The organism is Amycolatopsis sp. NPDC104819 (assembly GCF_055583145.1).
Genome location: NZ_JBVJON010000006.1, coordinates 579,175 through 596,501 on the forward strand (window position 1 = coordinate 579,175; position 17,327 = coordinate 596,501).

The 17,327-nt window shown below is 71.2% G+C and carries 16 protein-coding genes; 4 read left to right on the forward strand and 12 right to left on the reverse strand.

Annotation, left to right across the window (positions count from 1 at the left end; translation table 11 throughout):
* Positions 1-66: 66 nt before the first annotated feature.
* Positions 67-948 (reverse strand): IS3 family transposase, encoded by an 882-nt coding sequence (locus tag ACZ63E_RS22155; protein WP_465338000.1) that lies wholly within the window; start codon positions 946-948, stop codon positions 67-69.
* Entirely contained in the window at positions 945-1,235 is a 291-nt protein-coding gene (locus ACZ63E_RS22160) for a transposase (protein WP_465338001.1), read from the reverse strand. Before ACZ63E_RS22160 ends, ACZ63E_RS22155 begins: the two co-directional genes overlap by 4 nt.
* A gap of 342 nt (positions 1,236-1,577) precedes the next feature.
* On the opposite strand from ACZ63E_RS22160, the gene ACZ63E_RS22165 reads away from it, so the two are divergent.
* The gene (locus ACZ63E_RS22165) at positions 1,578-2,108 is read left to right on the forward strand and encodes a GNAT family N-acetyltransferase (protein WP_465338002.1); all 531 of its coding nucleotides are present in this window, start codon (positions 1,578-1,580) and stop codon (positions 2,106-2,108) included.
* Here ACZ63E_RS22165 and ACZ63E_RS22170 read toward each other — a convergent pair.
* Both ACZ63E_RS22170 and ACZ63E_RS22175 read right to left on the reverse strand, forming a co-directional pair.
* Positions 2,105-3,241, reverse strand: coding sequence for a CaiB/BaiF CoA transferase family protein (locus ACZ63E_RS22170; RefSeq protein ID WP_465338003.1), 1,137 nt, complete (start codon positions 3,239-3,241; stop codon positions 2,105-2,107). The genes ACZ63E_RS22165 and ACZ63E_RS22170 overlap by 4 nt on opposite strands.
* 11 nt (positions 3,242-3,252) lie before the next feature.
* A complete protein-coding gene (locus tag ACZ63E_RS22175) occupies positions 3,253-4,404 on the reverse strand; it encodes an acyl-CoA dehydrogenase family protein (RefSeq protein WP_465338004.1) in 1,152 nt (383 codons plus the stop codon).
* Between the two features lie 94 nt (positions 4,405-4,498).
* On the opposite strand from ACZ63E_RS22175, the gene ACZ63E_RS22180 reads away from it, so the two are divergent.
* The 3 genes from ACZ63E_RS22180 (at position 4,499) to ACZ63E_RS22190 (ending at position 7,854) form a co-directional block, all read left to right on the forward strand.
* Complete coding sequence (locus ACZ63E_RS22180) at positions 4,499-5,116, forward strand: TetR/AcrR family transcriptional regulator (RefSeq protein WP_465338005.1); 618 nt, start codon at positions 4,499-4,501, stop codon at positions 5,114-5,116.
* Positions 5,117-5,201: 85 nt separating this feature from the next.
* On the forward strand, positions 5,202-6,131 hold the full coding sequence (locus ACZ63E_RS22185; protein ID WP_465338006.1) for a hypothetical protein: 930 nt from the start codon (positions 5,202-5,204) through the stop codon (positions 6,129-6,131).
* A 112-nt stretch (positions 6,132-6,243) separates the two neighbouring features.
* Positions 6,244-7,854 (forward strand): succinic semialdehyde dehydrogenase, encoded by a 1,611-nt coding sequence (locus tag ACZ63E_RS22190; protein WP_465338007.1) that lies wholly within the window; start codon positions 6,244-6,246, stop codon positions 7,852-7,854.
* A gap of 110 nt (positions 7,855-7,964) precedes the next feature.
* On the opposite strand, the gene ACZ63E_RS22195 is transcribed toward ACZ63E_RS22190, so the two are convergent.
* The 8 genes from ACZ63E_RS22195 to ACZ63E_RS22230 all read right to left on the reverse strand — a co-directional run bounded on the left by ACZ63E_RS22195 (position 7,965) and on the right by ACZ63E_RS22230 (position 17,306).
* The gene (locus tag ACZ63E_RS22195; RefSeq protein WP_465338008.1) at positions 7,965-10,988 is read right to left on the reverse strand and encodes a helix-turn-helix transcriptional regulator; all 3,024 of its coding nucleotides are present in this window, start codon (positions 10,986-10,988) and stop codon (positions 7,965-7,967) included.
* 61 nt (positions 10,989-11,049) lie between these two features.
* Entirely contained in the window at positions 11,050-11,259 is a 210-nt protein-coding gene (locus ACZ63E_RS22200) for a hypothetical protein (protein ID WP_465338009.1), read from the reverse strand.
* 158 nt (positions 11,260-11,417) lie between these two features.
* Positions 11,418-11,621, reverse strand: a complete 204-nt coding sequence (locus ACZ63E_RS22205; protein ID WP_465338010.1) for a DUF397 domain-containing protein — start codon at positions 11,619-11,621, stop codon at positions 11,418-11,420.
* A gap of 13 nt (positions 11,622-11,634) precedes the next feature.
* On the reverse strand, positions 11,635-12,537 hold the full coding sequence (locus ACZ63E_RS22210) for a helix-turn-helix domain-containing protein (RefSeq protein ID WP_465338011.1): 903 nt from the start codon (positions 12,535-12,537) through the stop codon (positions 11,635-11,637).
* A gap of 378 nt (positions 12,538-12,915) precedes the next feature.
* Entirely contained in the window at positions 12,916-13,812 is an 897-nt protein-coding gene (locus ACZ63E_RS22215) for an acyl-CoA thioesterase (RefSeq protein WP_465338012.1), read from the reverse strand.
* A 36-nt stretch (positions 13,813-13,848) separates the two neighbouring features.
* Positions 13,849-15,273 carry a pyruvate kinase gene (gene pyk / locus ACZ63E_RS22220; protein WP_465338013.1) on the reverse strand — a complete coding sequence of 475 codons (1,425 nt, stop codon included), beginning with the start codon at positions 15,271-15,273 and terminating at the stop codon, positions 13,849-13,851.
* Between the two features lie 83 nt (positions 15,274-15,356).
* The gene (locus ACZ63E_RS22225) at positions 15,357-16,022 is read right to left on the reverse strand and encodes a DUF2461 domain-containing protein (RefSeq protein WP_465338014.1); all 666 of its coding nucleotides are present in this window, start codon (positions 16,020-16,022) and stop codon (positions 15,357-15,359) included.
* A gap of 60 nt (positions 16,023-16,082) precedes the next feature.
* Positions 16,083-17,306, reverse strand: a complete 1,224-nt coding sequence (locus ACZ63E_RS22230; RefSeq protein ID WP_465338015.1) for a glycoside hydrolase family 18 protein — start codon at positions 17,304-17,306, stop codon at positions 16,083-16,085.
* Between the last annotated feature and the right edge of the window lie 21 nt (positions 17,307-17,327).

A 17,327-nucleotide genomic window follows, 5' to 3' on the forward strand; every position in this document is an offset into this window, starting at 1 on the left:
GCATCAAGCGTGACTGGAGAGGCATCACCCGTGTGGAGTTGCCCCCGGGAGGCGGACACCGGTTCTTCAGGCAGCTGAGACGTGACCGTAGCTGATCCTGGCCTCGGCTGGGGTGTTCTGACCGACCGTGGAATGCAACCGATCATGGTTGTAGTAGCGCAGGTAGCGGAACACGTCGTGGCGGGCTTGGGCGCGGGAGCGCCAGATCGTGGTGCCGATCTCGGTTTTCAAGGTGGCGAAGAACGCTTCGGCGACGGCGTTGTCGTAGCAGGACCCGACCCGTCCGACCGATGGGCGGATCTTGTGTTCGGCGAGGACAGTGCGGAACTGGCCGGAGGTGTACTGAACTCCTCGGTCGGAGTGAAACACCGCATCGTCGCTGATGAGGCCGCGGGCGATCGCGAGGTCGATGGCGTCGCAGACCAGGTCGGTGCGCATGTGGCCGGCCATGGCGTGACCGACGATTTCGCGGGTGTGCAGGTCGATGACGGTGGCCAGATAGAGCCAGCCTTCGAAGGTGGGCAGGCAGGTGATGTCCCCGACCATGCGCAGTCCCGGTTTCTCGGCGGTGAAGTCACGGCGGATCAGATCAGCCACCGGCGCCACCGGGCCGGCCGCCGGCCGGGTGGTGGTGCGGCGTTTGCGGCGGGTGATCCCGGCCAGCCCGTACTCGCGCATCAGCCGCTGCACCCGCTTGTGATTCACCACGATCCCGCGGCGATGCAGCTCGGCGGTGATCCGCGGGACTCCGTAGGCACCGCGGTGCTCGGCATGAATCGCGCCGATCAGGGTGACCAGATCGGCTTCGGCTTCCGCCCGCGCCGCCCGGGCGGCCTCGGCGGCGACCCATTCGTGGAAGCCCTGCCGGCGCAGCCCGAGGACTCGGCACAACCGCTGGACCCCGAAGGTGGTGCGGTGTTCGGAGATGAACCGGTAGCGGTAGATCATCGATCCATCTCGCGCGCAAAATAGGCGGCCGCTTTCCGCAGGATCTCCTTCTCTTTCTGCAGCTCAGCGACCTGCTTCCGCAACCGTTGGACTTCATCGGCCACGGCCGGGTCCTCTGCCGGCGGGTCGGCCTCGGCGGCCTGTTTGGCGGTGTTGACCCATGAGCGCAGGGTCTCGTGGTTGACACCTAACTCCCGGGCGACTTGGCGCAACGGACGGTCACTCGAGTTGGCCAGCTCGATCGCGTCACGACGGAACTGTTCCGGATACTTCGACCTGCGAGACACCAGGACATCCTCTCTCCAGACCAGTGTCTGGAATCAAGATGTCCGCCCCAAGGGGGCAACCCCACGTGCTTGAAGGGGCATCACGCGTGTCCCGAGGGGCATCACGCGTGATCCGAGGAGCGTTACGCGTGATGGGCGGGGCATCGCGCTGATGCCCGCGCAGTCACACGTGATGCCTGCCTAGTCACGGGTGATGCCCGGCCAGTCACGGGTGATGCCCGTGCAGACACGCGTGATGCCTCGCTAGTCACGGGGGATGCCCGGAGTTACGGGGCATGCCTCTAGTGAGTGGATCTCGCGATGCCGCCGCGATTCCGGGTGAGCGGCCGATAAGGTCGCCGGATGGACGACGATGTCGACAGAGTCGTGCTCCGGCCCGTCGCCGAAGCCGATCTCGGCCTGCTGGAGCGGCTGACCAACGATCCCGCCGCGTCCGGTGAGCACCAGTGGTTCGGCTGGCACGATCCCGGTTACCTGCGCCGCCGGTGGCACGAGACCGGGATGCTCACCACCGAAAGCGGCATGCTCGTGCCGGTGCTCGGGAGCCGCGTGCTCGGGCTCGTCTCCTGGCACCGCAGCCGGACCGGGCCGACGTCGTACTGCTGGAACGTCGGGCTCGTGCTGGCCTCGGAAGCGCGCGGCCACGGCTACGGCACCGAAGCCCAGCGCCTGCTCGTCGAATACCTCTTCGCGCACACCCAGCTCAACCGGATCGAAGCGACGACCGAGACCGGCAACCGCGCCGAACAGCGCTCGCTCGAGAAGGCCGGCTTCACCCGCGAAGGAGTCCTTCGCGGCTACGGCTTCCGAGACGGCGACTGGCGCGACAGCGTCATCTACTCGGTCGTGCGCTCCGACCTGGCCCGGAGCTAGCCGATCACCCCGGCTTCGCGCAGCGCGCCGAGGTCCGTGACACCCAGCTCGGCGAGCACGGCTTCGGTGTCGGATCCCTTGGTGCGCGGGGCTTCCGGCGTCTCCGGTGGCGTCCGGTCGAACCGCGGCGCCGGGGCCGGCTGGACCATCCCGCCGATCTCGACGAACGTGCCGCGAGCCGCGTTGTGCGGGTGCGACGCCGCTTCGCCGGGCGCGAGCACCGGGGTCAGGCACGCGTCGGTGCCTTCGGCGCGGGCGACGAGGTCGTCGCGGGTGTGCTTGCCGATCGCCGCCGCGAGGATCTCGCGAAGGCGCGGCCACTGCGTCTTGTCCACGTGCAGCGGCAGTTCGGCCGGGTCGAGCTCGAGCACCTTCACCAGGTCGCCCCAGAACCGCATCTCGATCGCGCCGACGGCGACGTACTTGCCGTCCGCGGTCTCGTAGGTGTCGTAGAACGGCGCGCCGCCGTCGAGCATGTTGTCCCCGCGGCCGCCACCCCACAGCCCGGCCGCGGCCATGCCGTGCAGGCTGGTGGTGAGCAGCGCGGCGCCGTCGACCATCGACGCGTCGACGACCTGGCCGCGACCGGAGCCGGCCCGTTCGTACAGCGTGGCCAGGATGCCCATCGCGAGCAGCAGCCCGCCGCCGCCGAAGTCGCCGACGAGGTTGAGCGGCGGCACCGGCCGCTCCCCCGCACGCCCGATCGGTTCGAGCGCGCCGGAGATGCCGATGTAGTTGATGTCGTGGCCGGCCGCCTTCGCCAGGGGCCCGTCCTGGCCCCAGCCGGTCATCCGGCCGTAGACGAGCCGCGGGTTGCGGGCGTGCACGACCTCGGGGCCGAGTCCGATCCGCTCGGCGACCCCGGGCCGGAACGGCTCGATGAGGACGTCGGCGGTGTCGCACAGCTTCAGCACCAGCTCGACGCCTTCGGGCGTCTTGGTGTTGATGCCGACCGAGCGGCGGCCGCGCGCGAGGGGGTCGGTCGGGATGCCGAGCACGTCCTCCCCCGGCGTCGCGCGGTCGACGCGAACCACGTCGGCGCCGAGGTCGGCGAGGATCATCGTGGCGAACGGGCCGGGCGCGAGCCCGGCCAGCTCCACCACCTTCAGGCCGCTGAGCGGACCTGCCTTCATAATCGGTCCTCTCAGAGCGAGCGGGAGATGATTTCCTTCATGATCTCGCTGGTGCCACCGAAGATCCGCGAGATGCGGACGTCGGCCCAGGCGCGCGCGATCGGGTACTCGGTCATGTAGCCGTAGCCGCCGAAGAGCTGGACGCAGTCGTCGACCACCTTGTTGACGCGCTCGGTGGTCCAGAGCTTCGCCATCGCCGCGCCCTGGACGTCGAGCTCGCCCTTGAGGTGGCGTTCGATGCACTGGTCGAGGAACGCCCGCGCGACGGCGGCCTCGGTCGCCGCCTCGGCGAGGGTGAACTTGGTGTTCTGGAAGGAGAAGATGGGCCGGCCGAACGCCGTGCGCTCCTTCGTGTACTCGAGCGTGAGGTCGACCGCCGCCTCCAGCCCGGCCACCGCGGTGACGGCGATGATCAGCCGCTCCTGCGGCAGCTGCAGCATCAGCTGGATGAACCCCTGGCCCTCGGCGTCGCCGAGCAGGTTGGCGACGGGCACGCGGACGTCGTCGAAGAACAGCTCGGCGGTGTCCTGGCCCTTGAGGCCGACCTTGTCGAGCACGCGGCCGCGGCGGAAGCCCGGGGTGTCGGTCTCGACCACGATCAGCGAGACGCCCTGCGCGCCCGCGTCCGGGTCGGTCTTGCACGCGACGACCACGAGGCCGGCGTGCAACCCGTTGGTGATGAAGGTCTTCGCGCCGTTGAGGACGTAATGGTCGCCGTCGCGGACCGCGCGCGTCTTGATGCCCTGCAGGTCCGACCCGGTGCCCGGCTCGGTCATCGCGATCGCGCCGACCAGCTCGCCGGTGGCCAGCTTCGGCAGCCACTCGCGCTTCTTCTCTTCGGAGGCGTACTCGTTCAGGTAGTGCGCCACGATTCCGTTGTGGACGGTGACGCCCCACGCGCTGTCGCCTGAGCGCGCCTGCTCCTCGTAAAGCACGGCCTCGTGGGCGAAGGTGCCGCCGCCCCCGCCGTACTCCTCGGGGATGGACAGGCAGAGCAGGCCGACGTCGCCCGCCTTGGTCCACAGCTCGCGGTCGACCTTCTTCTCGGCGGCCCAGCGTTCCTGATGCGGGACGGCCTCCTTCTGCAGGAACGACCGCGACAGCTCGCGGAGGTCTTCGAGCTCGGTCGTGCTCCAGGAGCTCTTCGGGAGTTGAAGCGGCACGGGACCCTCCTGCTGGAAAACATGACGAATAGCATGTAAGTTCACTGCGGAATGTACATCCGTACCGGCCTGTAGGTAAAGCAGGGAGGCCGCGGTGACCGAAACGGCACACCGGACCCAGGCGCAGCGGCGCGAGCAGACCCGCACGGCGCTGCTCGACGCCACCATCGACTGCCTGGTGGACGTCGGGTACGCACGCACGTCGGTGCAGGAGATCTGCGCGCGGGCGGGCGTGTCGAAGGGTGCGGTGCAGCACCACTTCACCGCGAAGGCCGAGCTGATGGCGGCCGCCGTCGAGCACCTGACGACGAAGCTGCGGCGCCAGCTCGCGGCGTCGCTCGACGAGCTGCCCAGCGGCGGCACCGGCGTCGCCGCGGCGATCGACCTGCTCTGGACCGGCTACTCGGGCACCCTCTCGACCGCCGTCACCGAGCTGTGGGTCGCCGCCCGCACCGATCCCGAGCTGCGCGCGGCCATCCGCCCGGTCGACCGCGCGCTCGGCCGCGCCACGCTCGAGCACGTCACGCAGGTCGCCGGCGACCTCCCGCCCGAACGCGCCGAGATGCTGTTCTGGCTCACCGTGAACCTGACCCGCGGGCTGGCGCTGGACGCCGAGCTCGGCGGCGACCCGAACCGGCGCCGTCAGCTGCTCGAGGAGTGGAAGCGCATCGCCGTCCTGCTCTACCAGGACGCAGCGACTGCGCCGAGCTGAGCAGCCCGCCGGGCAAGAGGCGAAGTGCCCCTTATCCCGCCGTCGGATTCGTGGTCCAATCCCCTGCGAACGAGGGGAGTTCCCGATGACCTCCGGTGCGCCAGCCCCGTATCCGTACGCCTACACCCCTCCGCCCGCCGCGGCGCCCACCGATCCGGGCGCGCTCTTCCGGCTGCTCGCCGGGATGCTCGGCGCGCTGGCTGCGGTGCTCGTCGTGGCCGGGTCGTTCCTGCCGCAGACGTCGTTCGAGCAGATCGTGGACAACAAGACCGAGAGCAGCCAGACGATCAGCGCCTGGTCACGCACGTTCGGCGTCGAACCGGGCGCCGAGGCCGCGAAGTTCTACGAGAACACCCACGTCGCGCACTACGGGATCCCGCTGACCGCGGCCGCCGTGGTGCTGCTGGCCGGGGCGGTGCTGGCGTTCGCCGGCTCGCGCCGCTCGGCCCGCGCCGGGGTGCGCTCGGGCGCGCGGACCGCGCTGGTGGCCGGCGCCGCCGGGGCGGCCGCGGCGGTGTGGATGCTCGGCATGGACGTCTCGGCGACCTTGAGCTACGAGTCCGACGAGGGCACGATCCGGTCGCACTACTCGACCGGGACCGGCTTCTGGCTGCTGCTCGGCGGCGGGGCCGTCGCGGTGCTGACGCTGGTGTTCGCGGTGCTGGCCGGCCGGCGCGCACCCGCGACCGCGCCGTCGGGGATACCGGCGCCCTACGGCGGGCCCCAGCTGCACCAGCAGCAGTCGCGGCCCTACCCCGTTCCGCCGCAGCAGTACCCGATGGCCCAGCAGTACCCGCCTTCGCAGCCGTTCCCGGCCCAGGCGGGGCCGCCGTCCCAGCCGTTCCCGGCGCAGCCCGGACCGCAGTCGCAGCCGTTTCCCGCCCAGCCGTTGCCCCAGCAGCCCGACGATCCCTACGGCGGCGCCACGCAGGCGCGCCCGCACCCCGGGCAGGGGCCGGCGTCCCCGACCGAGCCGAACTACCAGCTGCCGCCGCTGAACCCGCCCAATACATGAAACATATTCACATCAGGCTGAACATCTGACGTACCGACGGTATGGTGTACCCGTCGGTAACACCTGCGCGCGGCGTCGCGCGGAACTCCGGACGCCGCGGAACGGAGACGTCATGACCAGCACGACCCCCGCGAACGCGCTCGAAGCCACTCCCCTGCCGCCGACCGTCGGCGGGGTGGCCGGGGCGCCGGGCTCGGCGCGGGCGGCCCAGCTCGTCGCGCGCGTGACCGGTGGCGCGGACTCGGCGACGGTCCGGATGCGGGCGCCCTTCACCGGGCAGCCGATCGCGACCCTGCCCCAGGCCACCGACGCCGACGTCCGCGCGGTGTTCGCCGGCGCCCGGACCGCGCAGCACGCGTGGGCGGACCGCTCCCCCGCCGAGCGCGCCCGCGTCCTCACCCGCCTGCACGACCTGGTGCTCGCCCGGCAGGACGAGGTGCTCGACCTGGTCCAGGTCGAAGCGGGCAAGGCCCGGCTCGACGCGTTCGACGAGGTCAGCGCGACCGCGCTCGTCGCGGCCTACTACGGCAAGCACGCGGCGAAGCTGCTCGCCCCGCGCCGCGTCGCCGGGGTCATCCCCGGCCTGACCCGCGCCGGGGAGATCCGGCACCCCAAGGGCGTCGTCGGGGTCATCTCGCCGTGGAACTACCCGCTCGCCCTCACCGCGATGGACGTCCTTCCCGCGCTCGCGGCCGGCAACGCCGTGGTGCAGAAGCCGGACAACCAGACCGCGCTGTCCGCGTTGTGGCTGCACGAGCTCGCCGAGGAGGCCGGGCTGCCGGCCGGGACCTGGCAGATCGTGCTCGGCCGTGGTTCGAAGATCGGCGACGCGCTGGTCGAGGAGTCGGACTACCTGTGCTTCACCGGGTCCACGCCGACCGGTAAGGAGCTGGCCGGGCAGGTCGCGAAGCGGCTGACGTCGTACTCGCTGGAGCTCGGCGGCAAGAACCCGATGGTCGTGCTGCCCGACGCCGACGTCGCGAAGGCCGCGACGGGCGCGGTGACGGCGTGCTTCTCCTCGGCCGGCCAGCTGTGCGTGTCGGTCGAGCGGATCTACGTCCATGAGTCGATCCGCGAGGAGTTCACCCGCGCGTTCGTCGCGCGGACCGCGGCGCTGAAGCTCGGCGGCGCGCTCGACTACCAGGCCGGGATGGGCTCGCTGACGTCGGAAGACCAGCTCGCGACGGTGTCCGCGCACGTCGAGGACGCCCGTGCGAAGGGCGCTTCGGTGCTCACCGGCGGCCGCGCGCGGCCCGACCTCGGCCCGCTGTTCTACGAGCCGACCGTGCTTGCCGGCGTCACGCCCGAGATGGTGCCGTTCGCGGAGGAGACGTTCGGTCCGGTGGTCTCGATCTACGGCTACACGGACGTCACCGAGGCCATCAACCGGGCCAACGACACGCCGTTCGGGCTGAACGCCAGCGTCTGGTCGCGCAACGGCCGCGCGGGCTGGGAGGTCGCGGCCCGTCTCAAGGCCGGGACGGTCAACGTCAACGAGGGGTACGCCGCGACGTTCGGCAGCGTCGGCGTCCCGATGGGCGGCATGAAGGACTCGGGCGTCGGCCGCCGCAACGGCGCCGAGGGTCTGCTGAAGTACACCGAGGCCCAGTCGATCGCGCTGCAGCGCGGGTTGGCCCTTCGCCCGCCGAAGCGGGTCCCGGGTTCGCTGTGGTCCCGCGGCATGACCCTGGGCCTGAAGGCCCTCCGCCGCCTCCCCCGCTGACAGGCATCACGCGTGACTGAGCGGGCATCACCCGTGATTGCAGGGGCATCACTCCGATGCCCGGCCAATCACGGGTGATGCCCCTCTGATCACGGGTGATGCCCCTTCCGTCACGCGTGTTCGGCGGTGGGGGCCGTGAGGAGGCCGCGGTCGTAGGCGATCGCCACCGCTTCCGCGCGGCGGCTCGCGCCGAGCTTGGCCATCACCCGCGAGAGGTGGACGCTCACCGTTTTTTCGCTGATGTACAGCTCTTCGCCGACCTGGCGGTTCGTGCGGCCCAGTGCGACGCGCTCCAGGACGTCGCGCTCGCGGTCGGTCAGCGGGTCGGCGACCGTGCGGACCGGGGCCGGCGGTTCGGCTCCCGCCAGCTCGACGCGGGCCCGGTGCCCGAGGTCGCGAACCGCGTCGCGCAACGGGATCGCGCCCAGGCGCATGGCCACCGCGTGGGCCGCTTCGAGCGCGGGCTTCGCGTCCGCGTCCGTCGCCAGCAGCGCTTCGGCTTCGTGCCACCGGCAGATCGCCTGCTCGTAGACGGCGCCGTAGCCGAACGCCTCCGCCGCGGCCGCCCACTTCGCCGCGTCGCCCCGGCCGGTCAGGCAGGACGCCGCCGCCTCCAGCCGGGCCAGCCACGCCCGGCCCTCCGGCCCGAGCGTGCCCGAGCGCGGCTGCCCGACCACCGCGCACATCCGGCCGTGCGCCAGCATCCGCTCGCCCGCCGCCACCGCGGCGTCGGCCGCGGCCTGGTCACCGTGGACCCGGGCTTCGGCGGCCGCCCTGGCCGCGGCGGTCACGCCGACCGCGGCCACCCGGATGCCGGCCAGCAGGCCGGGTTCGATCCGTTCCAGCCAGCCGATGAGGTCTTCGGCCCGGCGCACCGCTTCGGCGTGCTCACCCTTCCAGAACGCCAGCTGGATGCCCGCGTCCCCGACCGACAGCGGGATCTGGATGTCCGCCGTCCAGTGCTGCCGCAGCCCGGCGATGAGCTTCGCGGCTTCGTCGAACCGGCCACGGGCAACCACGAACAGCGACCAGATCGCCAGGATGCGCGCGGCGACCGCGCTCGACACCCCGCGTCCGGCCCGGCTCGCGCTTTCGTCCGGCCAGTCGCCCATCAGGTACCGCAGGGTCAGCTGCCGCGCGCGCAGCTCCAGCCCGTAGACGCTCCAGCTGAGCCCGGCCTCTTCGGCCCGGGTGACGCCGGTCGCGACGTGCTCCAGCGCTTCGGCGAACTCGGCGTGGTCGTCGTGGCTCAGCGCGAGGAAGTAGGTCGCGCGGATCTCGGTGTTCGGCGCGCCGGCGTCCCGCGCCTTCCGCTGCGCCTTGCGCAGCCACTCACGCGCTTCGACGGGATCACCCGCGGAGTCGGCGAGCGTGCCCAAGGTGATCAGGGCCGCGGCTTCGGCGGCCGCCGCCCCGACCGCCTGCGCGTCGGCGACGGCGTCACGCGCGCTTTCCAGCGCCGCTTCCGGCTGTTCGAGGATCCGGAGGAACCCGGCCCGGCCGGCCAGCACCCACGCGCGTGTCCCGCTCGGCTCGGTGTCCTTGACCAGGTCCCAGGCACGGTCCATGGCCGCGGTCGCCTCGTCCAGCGTGCCTTCCAGGGCCAGCAGGGCTTCCGCCAGCCGGCGCCACGTCTTCGCGGCGCGGTCGTTCGAGGTCTCCGGGGTCAGGGCCTGGGTGGCCGAGCGGGCGAACGCGGCGGCCCGCTCGGGCTCGCCGGACGTGCCCGCGAAGTACGACGCCTCGTGCAGCAGCCGCAGCTCGTCGAAGCCCTCGGGCCGCTCCGCCTTCGGGACGGCGTCCCAGATGGACAGTGCCTGTTCGACGTGCTGCAGCGCCGACCCGGGCGCGCCGAGCTTCTCGGCCTCGTCCATCGCGCGCAGCGACGCCGGCAGCGCGGTGACGAGATCGCTGCTCTGCATCGAGTGGTAGGCCAGCTTCGCGTCGTGCCCGCGGCCCTGCGGCCGCGCCTGGATCCGGGCGGCGTACGCCGCGTGCGTGCGTGACCGCTCTCCCGGCAGCAGGTCGCCGTACACCGCTTCCTGCAGCAACGCGTGCCGGAACGTGTACGAGCCGTCCGAGAGCACCACCAGCACGTGGTGCTGGACGGCTTCGCGCAGCGCGTCGTCGAGCTCCAGCTCCCCCAGCCCGGACACCTCGGCGAGGGCGCCGTGCATCACCGGCTCGTTGGCCACGGAGATCACGCGGACGACCCGGCGGGTGTCCGGCGAGAGCCGCTCGAGCCGGGACAGCAGCACCTCGGCGAGCCCGGCGGGCAGGTCGTTGCACTCGGTCTTGGTGGCGAGCAGCTCCTCGGCGAAAAACGGGTTGCCCTCGGAGCGGCTGACGATATCGGCCACGACGTCCGCGGGCAGCGGCTCGTCGGCCAGCGCTTCGACGAACCGGCGGGCGTCGGCCGCGCCGAACGGGTGCAGGTCCACGCGCTCGACGGTGTTGAGCCGGACCAGCTCCGAGAGGAGGCCGCGCAGCGGGTGGCGTCGGTGCACGTCCTCCTCCCGGTAGCTGCCCACGACCAGGAGCCGCTGCGCCCGCAGCCTGCTGAGCAGGAACGACAGCAGGTTGCGGGTCGAGGCGTCGGCCCAGTGGAGGTCCTCGAGCAGGATCACCACCGGCCGCGTCTCGGCGATCTCGGTCAGCACCCCCAGTACCGCGTCGAACAGCTGCAGCTGACCGAGATCCTGCTCCGGCCGGGGACGCACCATGGTTTCCCGGTCGTTCGAAGTCATCGGCGGGTGTTCCGCCGTGCGGGGTTCCTCGACCCCGGCGCCCTGCGGCAGCAGCCGCCCGAGCGCGGGCCGGGACCGCACCGCGGCGGCGACCGCCGGGTCCGTCGCGCTGCCCAGCGGGGCGAGCGCCTCGGCGAAGGGAAGATAAGGAAGACCACCCTCGCGGACGTCGATGCAGCGGCCGGTGAGCACCAGCCCACCGCAGCCGCCGACGTGCTCGCCGAGCGCGGTCAGCAGCCGGGTCTTGCCGACCCCGGCGTCCCCCGAGAGCAGCACCGCGCCGGCTTCGCCCCGTTCGGCCCGGGCGAAGGCGGCGCGGAGCCGCCGCATCTCGTGGGTACGGGCGACGAGCGGGATTCCGGAGCCGAGTCGGGGCACGATGAGCATTGTTGCCTACCCCACCGACAAGTTCCGCACGCTTATCGCCTTGGACACCATCACCCGCCCCTTACCGGGCGGTCTCGCCGACACCCGCGGTCTCCCGCGCGGCTTCGCGGCGCTCCTGCGCCGGGACGTCGACGTCGCTCCGCGCGGCCCGGATGTGCCGGACGGCGCGGCGTGCGCGGGCGGCCCAGGCGCTGCGCCCGGCCTTCCGCAGTTCCTCGGCCCGGTAAGCCGCTTCGGCCCGGACCGCGTCGAGCAGCAGATCGCTGTGCATCGTGTTCCCCTGTTCCCGAGTTCACCGGTTGGTAGCACTCAGGTTCGTCCTGAGGGGACCCCTCAGGCATCGGGTGATCACGCAGGCCTGGACGTGAAAAGACCCCTTACTCCCGGCCGAGCCCAGCTCGGCGGGGGTAAGGGGTCTTCGCAACCGCCTCAGTCGCAGGCCGGGCCGCCGGGCCGCACCGCGGCCAGCAGCCCACGCCAACCCGATGCGGGCAGGCGGAAGGCACCACCTTCGGGGTCCTTCGAGTCGCGCACGGCGGCGCCGCCGGTGACGAACGCGACCTCGACGCAGTCGTTGCCGCCGCCGCTGTGGCTGCTCTTGCGCCACCGCGCCCCGGAAAGTTCGGTTTCCATGGTCCCCACTCCCTTACTGTGTCCTCGGTTCCGGATGGTGCACCGGACCCGGTACGGCCGCCTGCTCGGCGAACCGCCCGGCCGCCTCGGCGATCAGCGCCACCGAGTCGTCCGGCTTCAGTGCGGCCGCGCGCAGATGGTCGAACATCAGCCCGTAGCGCCGCACGTCTGTGGGTTCCTCCAGGTAGAGGCCGCTGGACGTGCTGTCGTCGACGTAGACGACGTCCGGGTCGGCCTGCTCGGGGAACCCCATGATCAGGAAGGGGCCCTCCATGCCGGGGTGCGCGCCGGCGCCGAACGGCACGACCTGGATGGTCACGTTCGGCTTCTCGGCGAGCGCGACCATGCGGTAGAGCTGCTCGGCCATCACCTCGGGCCCGTCGACGACGCGGCGCAGCACGGCCTCGTCCATCACCGCCCAGTACTCCGGCGGCGGGGTGTCGGACAGCAGCTCCTGGCGCGCCATCCGCGCGGCGACGCGGCGGCGGGTCTCGGCGTCCTCGGCGTCCGGCCGCAGCGCCCGGATCACCGCGCGGGCGTACCGCTCGGTCTGCAGCAGCCCCGGGACCAGCAGCGCCTGGAACGCGCGCAGCGAGCTGGCGTCGGCCTCGAGCCCGACGAAGGTGCCGGTGAAGACCTCGTTGTAGGCGTGCCACCAGCCGCGCTTGCGGGCCTCCCTGGCCAGCTGGACGAGCGCCTCCTGCTCGTCGCCGGTGATCCCGTAGAGCGCGAGCATGTCGCGGGCGTCGCGCGGGGTGACCCCGACGTGCCCGGTCTCGATGCGGCTCACCTTCGAGGCGGAGCACTCGAGCTTCTCGCCGACCTCGTCGATCGTCAGGTCCGCGGCTTCCCGCAGCCGGCGCAGCTCGCCCGCGAGCCTCCGGCGGCGAACCGTGGGGCTCTGTCCCCTTGCCATCGCGCACCTCCGGATGTCGACGGCGTCGTAGCCGTTCGCTTGCTGCCAGTATCTAACAGGGACGTTCGAGTAATCGCACGGTACCTATTACCGCCACGCCGCCGGGGAGCGTATCTGCAATTTGCAGAATGCTTCTGTATGCTCGCATCCTGCACTGCGGCAGGCCGCGGGAAGCGCCCGGAAGGATCACCCTCCGGCCCTGTCCAAGGCCTGTGAGCAGCGTAGACGATGACTTCGCGGCGCGCCGCGCGGTCGTCGGGAGAAGAGGTCCGGGGCCGTCCCCCGATCGGTCCCGGCCCTCTTCACCGGTCTTGGTGCCCTATTGGCAGATCGATTATTCTGCCTATTCGTCGCCCGTAAGGGTGATTTCCGGCGACTTCAGAGGACGCGCAAGAGTCCTTCTTGGACGACCGTCGCGATGAGCGTGCCGTCCGCGCCGAAGAACCGGCCCGTGGCCAGGCCGCGCGCGCCGGAGGCGGTCGGGGACGCGCTGTCGTAGAGGAACCACTCGTCGGCGCGGAACGGCCGGTGGAACCAGAGCGCGTGGTCGAGGCTCGCGCCGAGCACCTGGTCGGTGTCCCAGTAGACGCCGTGGCGCGCGAGCACCGAGTCCAGCAGGGTCATGTCCGAGGCGTAGGTCAGCACGCAGACGTGCAGCAGCTGCTGGTCGGGCAGCTTGCCGTCGGCGCGCATCCAGACCTGGTTGCGCGCGGGCCGTTCGCCGGTCTGGCGGGTGACCCACGGCGGCTCGTTGACATAGCGCAGGTCGATCGGCCGCGGCCGGCTGTGCGCGCCGATCGAGTAGCCCTCCGCGCGTTCCATCAGCGTCGGCAGGGTCTCGGGCGCGGGCACGCCTTCGGGCATCGCCTCGGCGTGCTCGATGCCCGGTTCGTCCTTCTGGAACGACGCCGAGAGCGAGAAGATCGCCTTGCCGTGCTGGATCGCGACGACCCGGCGGGTGGTGAACGAGCGGCCGTCCCGGATCCGGTCGACCTCGTAGATGATCGGGACGCTCGGGTCGCCGCCGCGGATGAAGTACGCGTGCAGCGAGTGCACCCGGCGTTCGTCGGGGACGGTGCGCCCGGCCGCGACCAGCGCCTGCCCGGCGACCTGCCCGCCGAACACCCGCACCGGCGAGTGGGCGGGCGAGACGCCGCGGAAGATGTTCTCCTCGATCTTCTCGAGGTCCAGCAGCGCGATCAGGCGGTCCAGCACCGGCTGGCCGCCACCCGGGATCTCCAGTTCGATGGCGGCCGTCCTGGCCATTTCAGTCATGGCCAGACCCTATGTGCTGGACGGGCAGGACGTCCCTTATGCGTGGTCGTCTTCACCGAGGCGGTGCACGTGGATCAGGTTGGTCGAGCCCACGGTGCCCGGGGGCGAGCCGGCCACGATGACGACCAGGTCGCCCTTCTGGTACTTGCCCATCTCCAGCATCGCGTGGTCGACCTGCTGGATCATCTGGTCGGTGGACTCCACTCGCGGCACGATGTGGGTGTTGGTGCCCCAGGTCATCGACAGCTGGCTGCGCACGCAGTCCTCCGGCGTGAACGCCAGCAGCGGCAGCCGCGTGTGCAGCCGGGCCAGCCGGCGCACGGTGTCGCCGGACTGGGTGAACGCCACCAGGGCCTTCGCGTTGAGGCGCTCGCCGATGTCGCGGGCGGCATAGGAGATCACGCCGCGCTTGGTGCGCGGGACGTGCGTCAGCGGCGGGACGACCGGCGAGTCGGTCTCGACCGCCTCGACGATCCGGCCCATGGTCTGCACGGTCTCGATCGGGTACCGGCCGACGCTGGTCTCGCCGGACAGCATGACCGCGTCGGTGCCGTCGAGCACCGCGTTCGCGACGTCGGAGGCCTCGGCGCGGGTCGGCCGGGAGTTGTTGATCATCGACTCGAGCATCTGCGTCGCGACGATGACCGGCTTCGCGTTCTCGCGGCAGATCTGGATGGCGCGCTTCTGCACCAGCGGGACCTGCTCCAGCGGCAGCTCGACACCGAGGTCGCCGCGGGCGACCATCACCGCGTCGAAGGCCAGCACGATGGCTTCGAGGTTGTAGACGGCCTCGGGCTTCTCGATCTTCGCGACGACCGGCAGCCGGCCCTTGCCGACGCGGTCCATCACCTGGTGGACCAGGTCGATGTCGGCCGGCGAGCGGACGAAGGACAGGGCGATGAAGTCGACCCCCAGTTCGAGCGCGAACTCGAGGTCCTCGATGTCCTTCTCGGACAGCGCCGGCACGGAGACGTCCATGCCCGGCAGCGAGACGCCCTTGTTGTTGCTGACCGGGCCGCCCTCGGTGACCTCGCACACGACGTCCTGGCCGTCGACCTCCTTGACCACCAGGCCGACCTTGCCGTCGTCGACCAGGAGGCGGTCACCGGGCTTGGCGTCCTTGGCGAGGCCCTTGTAGGTCGTCGAGACGCGGTCGTGGGTGCCGGCGACGTCCTCGACCGTGATCCGGACGATGTCGCCGTTCTGCCACTCGACCGGCCCGCCGGCGAAGGTGCCCAGCCGGATCTTGGGGCCCTGCAGGTCGGCGAGGATGCCGACGGCCCGGCCACTCGCGGCCGCGGCGTCCCGGATCAGGTCGTAGACCTGCTTGTGGTCGCCGTGGCTGCCGTGGCTGAAGTTCATCCTGGCCACGTCCATGCCCGCGTCCACCAGGGCCCGCATCTTCTCGGGCGTGGCGGTGGCAGGACCCAGGGTACAAACGATCTTCGCGCGTCGGCTCACGTTCGCACAGCGTAGTCCCTCGCCGCGCGTTCGTCTGTACCGATCCCGAAAAGTTCAGAGAAACTGTTCAGAAACCTGTCCGGTCAGCGACGTGGCTTTTCGGTGGGTCCGACCCGGTCACGGGCCCATTCGTTGAACTCGCGGACCTGCCGCCAGGCCTTGCGCACGCGGTCGAGGGCGCCCCGTTCGTGCAGCACGTCGTCCGGCTCCCAGGCGCGCACGGCGTAGACCGAGCGGTACCGCAGCAGGTCGAGGCGCGGGTGCTCGGCGTCGAACCCGCGCGGCTTCGACTTGAGGCGGTCGCCGCGGACCTCCCAGCCGGCACGCTCGAGCTTCGTGATGATCTTCTGGAGCGCTTCGCCGTGCAGCTCGGTGTCGACAGCCGTGCGGAACCGGGCGATCTGGTCGGACTCGAGGTGGAAGCAGCCCCCGCCGACGCGCAGGCCGTCCGGCCCGACCTCGACGTAGTAGGCCCCGCCGCCGCGGCCCTGCTCGATGACGCCGCCGCAGTGGGTCTTGTAGGGCGTCTTGTCCTTGGCGAAGCGCACGTCGCGGTAGGGGCGGAACACCTTGGGCTCGCCGAAGCCGTCCCCGAACTCGGGAGCCAGCTCCGCGAGCAGCGCCTCCATCGGGGCGCGGACGTCGTTCTTGTAGACCTCGACGTGGTCGTCCCAGTAGGGCTTGGAGTTGTCCTCGACCAGGCCGTCGAAGAAGTCGACGGCGTACTCGCCGAATCCGCTGAACTTCACGGGGGAACGATAATCGGGGGGACCGACGGTTTTCCGCCGGTCCCCCCGCTGCCGGAGGCCCTACTTCGCGACGGCGGTGATCAGCTCGCCGCCGGTGGTGTCACCCGAGAGCTCCCAGAACATCGCGCCGCCCAGGCCCTGGGTCTTCGCGTAGGAGACCTTGCCGGCGATGGTCGACGGGGTGTCGTAGCTCCACCAGTTGCTGCCGCACTTCGCGTACGCCGTGCCCGCGACGGTGCCGGTCGCCGGGCAGGACGTCTTCAGCACCTTGTAGTCCTCGATGCCCGGCTCGTACTTGGCCGGGGCGGCGCCGGTCGCCGTGCCGCCCGGGGCGTCCCGCGTGACGCCGGTCCAGCCGCGACCGTAGAAGCCGATGCCCAGCAGGAGCTTGCCCGGTGAGATGCCCTTGCTCTTCAGCTTCTGGATCGCCGCGTCGGAGTAGAAGCCCGGCGTCGGGATGCCGTCGTACGACGTCAGCGGCGAGTGCGGGGCGGTCGGGCCCTGCGCGGCGAAGGCGCCGAAGTAGTCGTAGGTCATCACGTTGTACCAGTCGACGTACTGGGCGGCGCCGGCGTAGTCGGCCGCGTCGATCTTGCCGCCGTCGGTGCCGTCGGCGGTGATCGCCGCGGTGACCAGCTGCGAGCCGAACTTGGCGCGCAGCGCGGACATCAGGTTCTTGTACGCCGCCGCGCCACTGCTGTCACAGCTCAGGCCGCAGGCGTTGGGGTACTCCCAGTCGATGTCGATGCCGTCGAAGACGCCGGCCCAGCGCGGGTCGTTGACGAGGTTGTAGCAGGAGTCGGCGAACGCGGCGGGGTTCTGCGCGGCCTGCCCGAAGCCGCCCGACCAGGTCCAGCCGCCGAACGACCAGATCACCTTGAGGCCCGGGTGCTTGGCCTTGAGCTTCTTCAGCTGGTTGAAGCTGCCGGCGAGGGGCTGGTCCCAGGTGTCCGCGACGCCGTCGACGCTGCCCGCCGCGTCGTAGGTCTTCTGGTAGTCGGCGTAGGAGTCGCCGATCGCGCAGCCGCCGTTCGTCACGTTGCCGAAGGCGTAGTTGATGTGGGTCAGCTTGGCCGCCGAGCCCGACGTCTCGATGTTCTTGACGTGGTAGTTGCGGTCGTAGACCCCCCATTCGGTGAAGTAACCGACAACCTTGCCGACGGAGGCTTCGGCCGACGCGGGTGCGGCGGTGGCGGCCGGGGCCGCGGCGGCGCCCGCCACCAGGCCCGCGGCGGCGGCCACGGTCAACAGCGCAGAGAAGCTCTTCCTGCGGAAACGGGACATGCCTTCTCCCTTCGGAGAATT

Excerpts from the sequence above, each read along its gene's own strand:
- ACZ63E_RS22170 (WP_465338003.1), bottom strand. The coding sequence starts at position 3,241 with ATGAAGGCAGGTCCGCTCAGCGGCCTGAAGGTGGTGGAGCTGGCCGGG.
- ACZ63E_RS22155 (WP_465338000.1), bottom strand. The coding sequence starts at position 948 with ATGATCTACCGCTACCGGTTCATCTCCGAACACCGCACCACCTTCGGG.
- ACZ63E_RS22230 (WP_465338015.1), bottom strand. The coding sequence starts at position 17,306 with ATGTCCCGTTTCCGCAGGAAGAGCTTCTCTGCGCTGTTGACCGTGGCC.
- ACZ63E_RS22190 (WP_465338007.1), top strand. The coding sequence starts at position 6,244 with ATGACCAGCACGACCCCCGCGAACGCGCTCGAAGCCACTCCCCTGCCG.
- ACZ63E_RS22195 (WP_465338008.1), bottom strand. The coding sequence starts at position 10,988 with ATGCTCATCGTGCCCCGACTCGGCTCCGGAATCCCGCTCGTCGCCCGT.
- ACZ63E_RS22185 (WP_465338006.1), top strand. The coding sequence starts at position 5,202 with ATGACCTCCGGTGCGCCAGCCCCGTATCCGTACGCCTACACCCCTCCG.
- ACZ63E_RS22215 (WP_465338012.1), bottom strand. The coding sequence starts at position 13,812 with ATGACTGAAATGGCCAGGACGGCCGCCATCGAACTGGAGATCCCGGGT.
- ACZ63E_RS22200 (WP_465338009.1), bottom strand. The coding sequence starts at position 11,259 with ATGCACAGCGATCTGCTGCTCGACGCGGTCCGGGCCGAAGCGGCTTAC.
- ACZ63E_RS22165 (WP_465338002.1), top strand. The coding sequence starts at position 1,578 with ATGGACGACGATGTCGACAGAGTCGTGCTCCGGCCCGTCGCCGAAGCC.
- ACZ63E_RS22210 (WP_465338011.1), bottom strand. The coding sequence starts at position 12,537 with ATGGCAAGGGGACAGAGCCCCACGGTTCGCCGCCGGAGGCTCGCGGGC.
- ACZ63E_RS22205 (WP_465338010.1), bottom strand. The coding sequence starts at position 11,621 with ATGGAAACCGAACTTTCCGGGGCGCGGTGGCGCAAGAGCAGCCACAGC.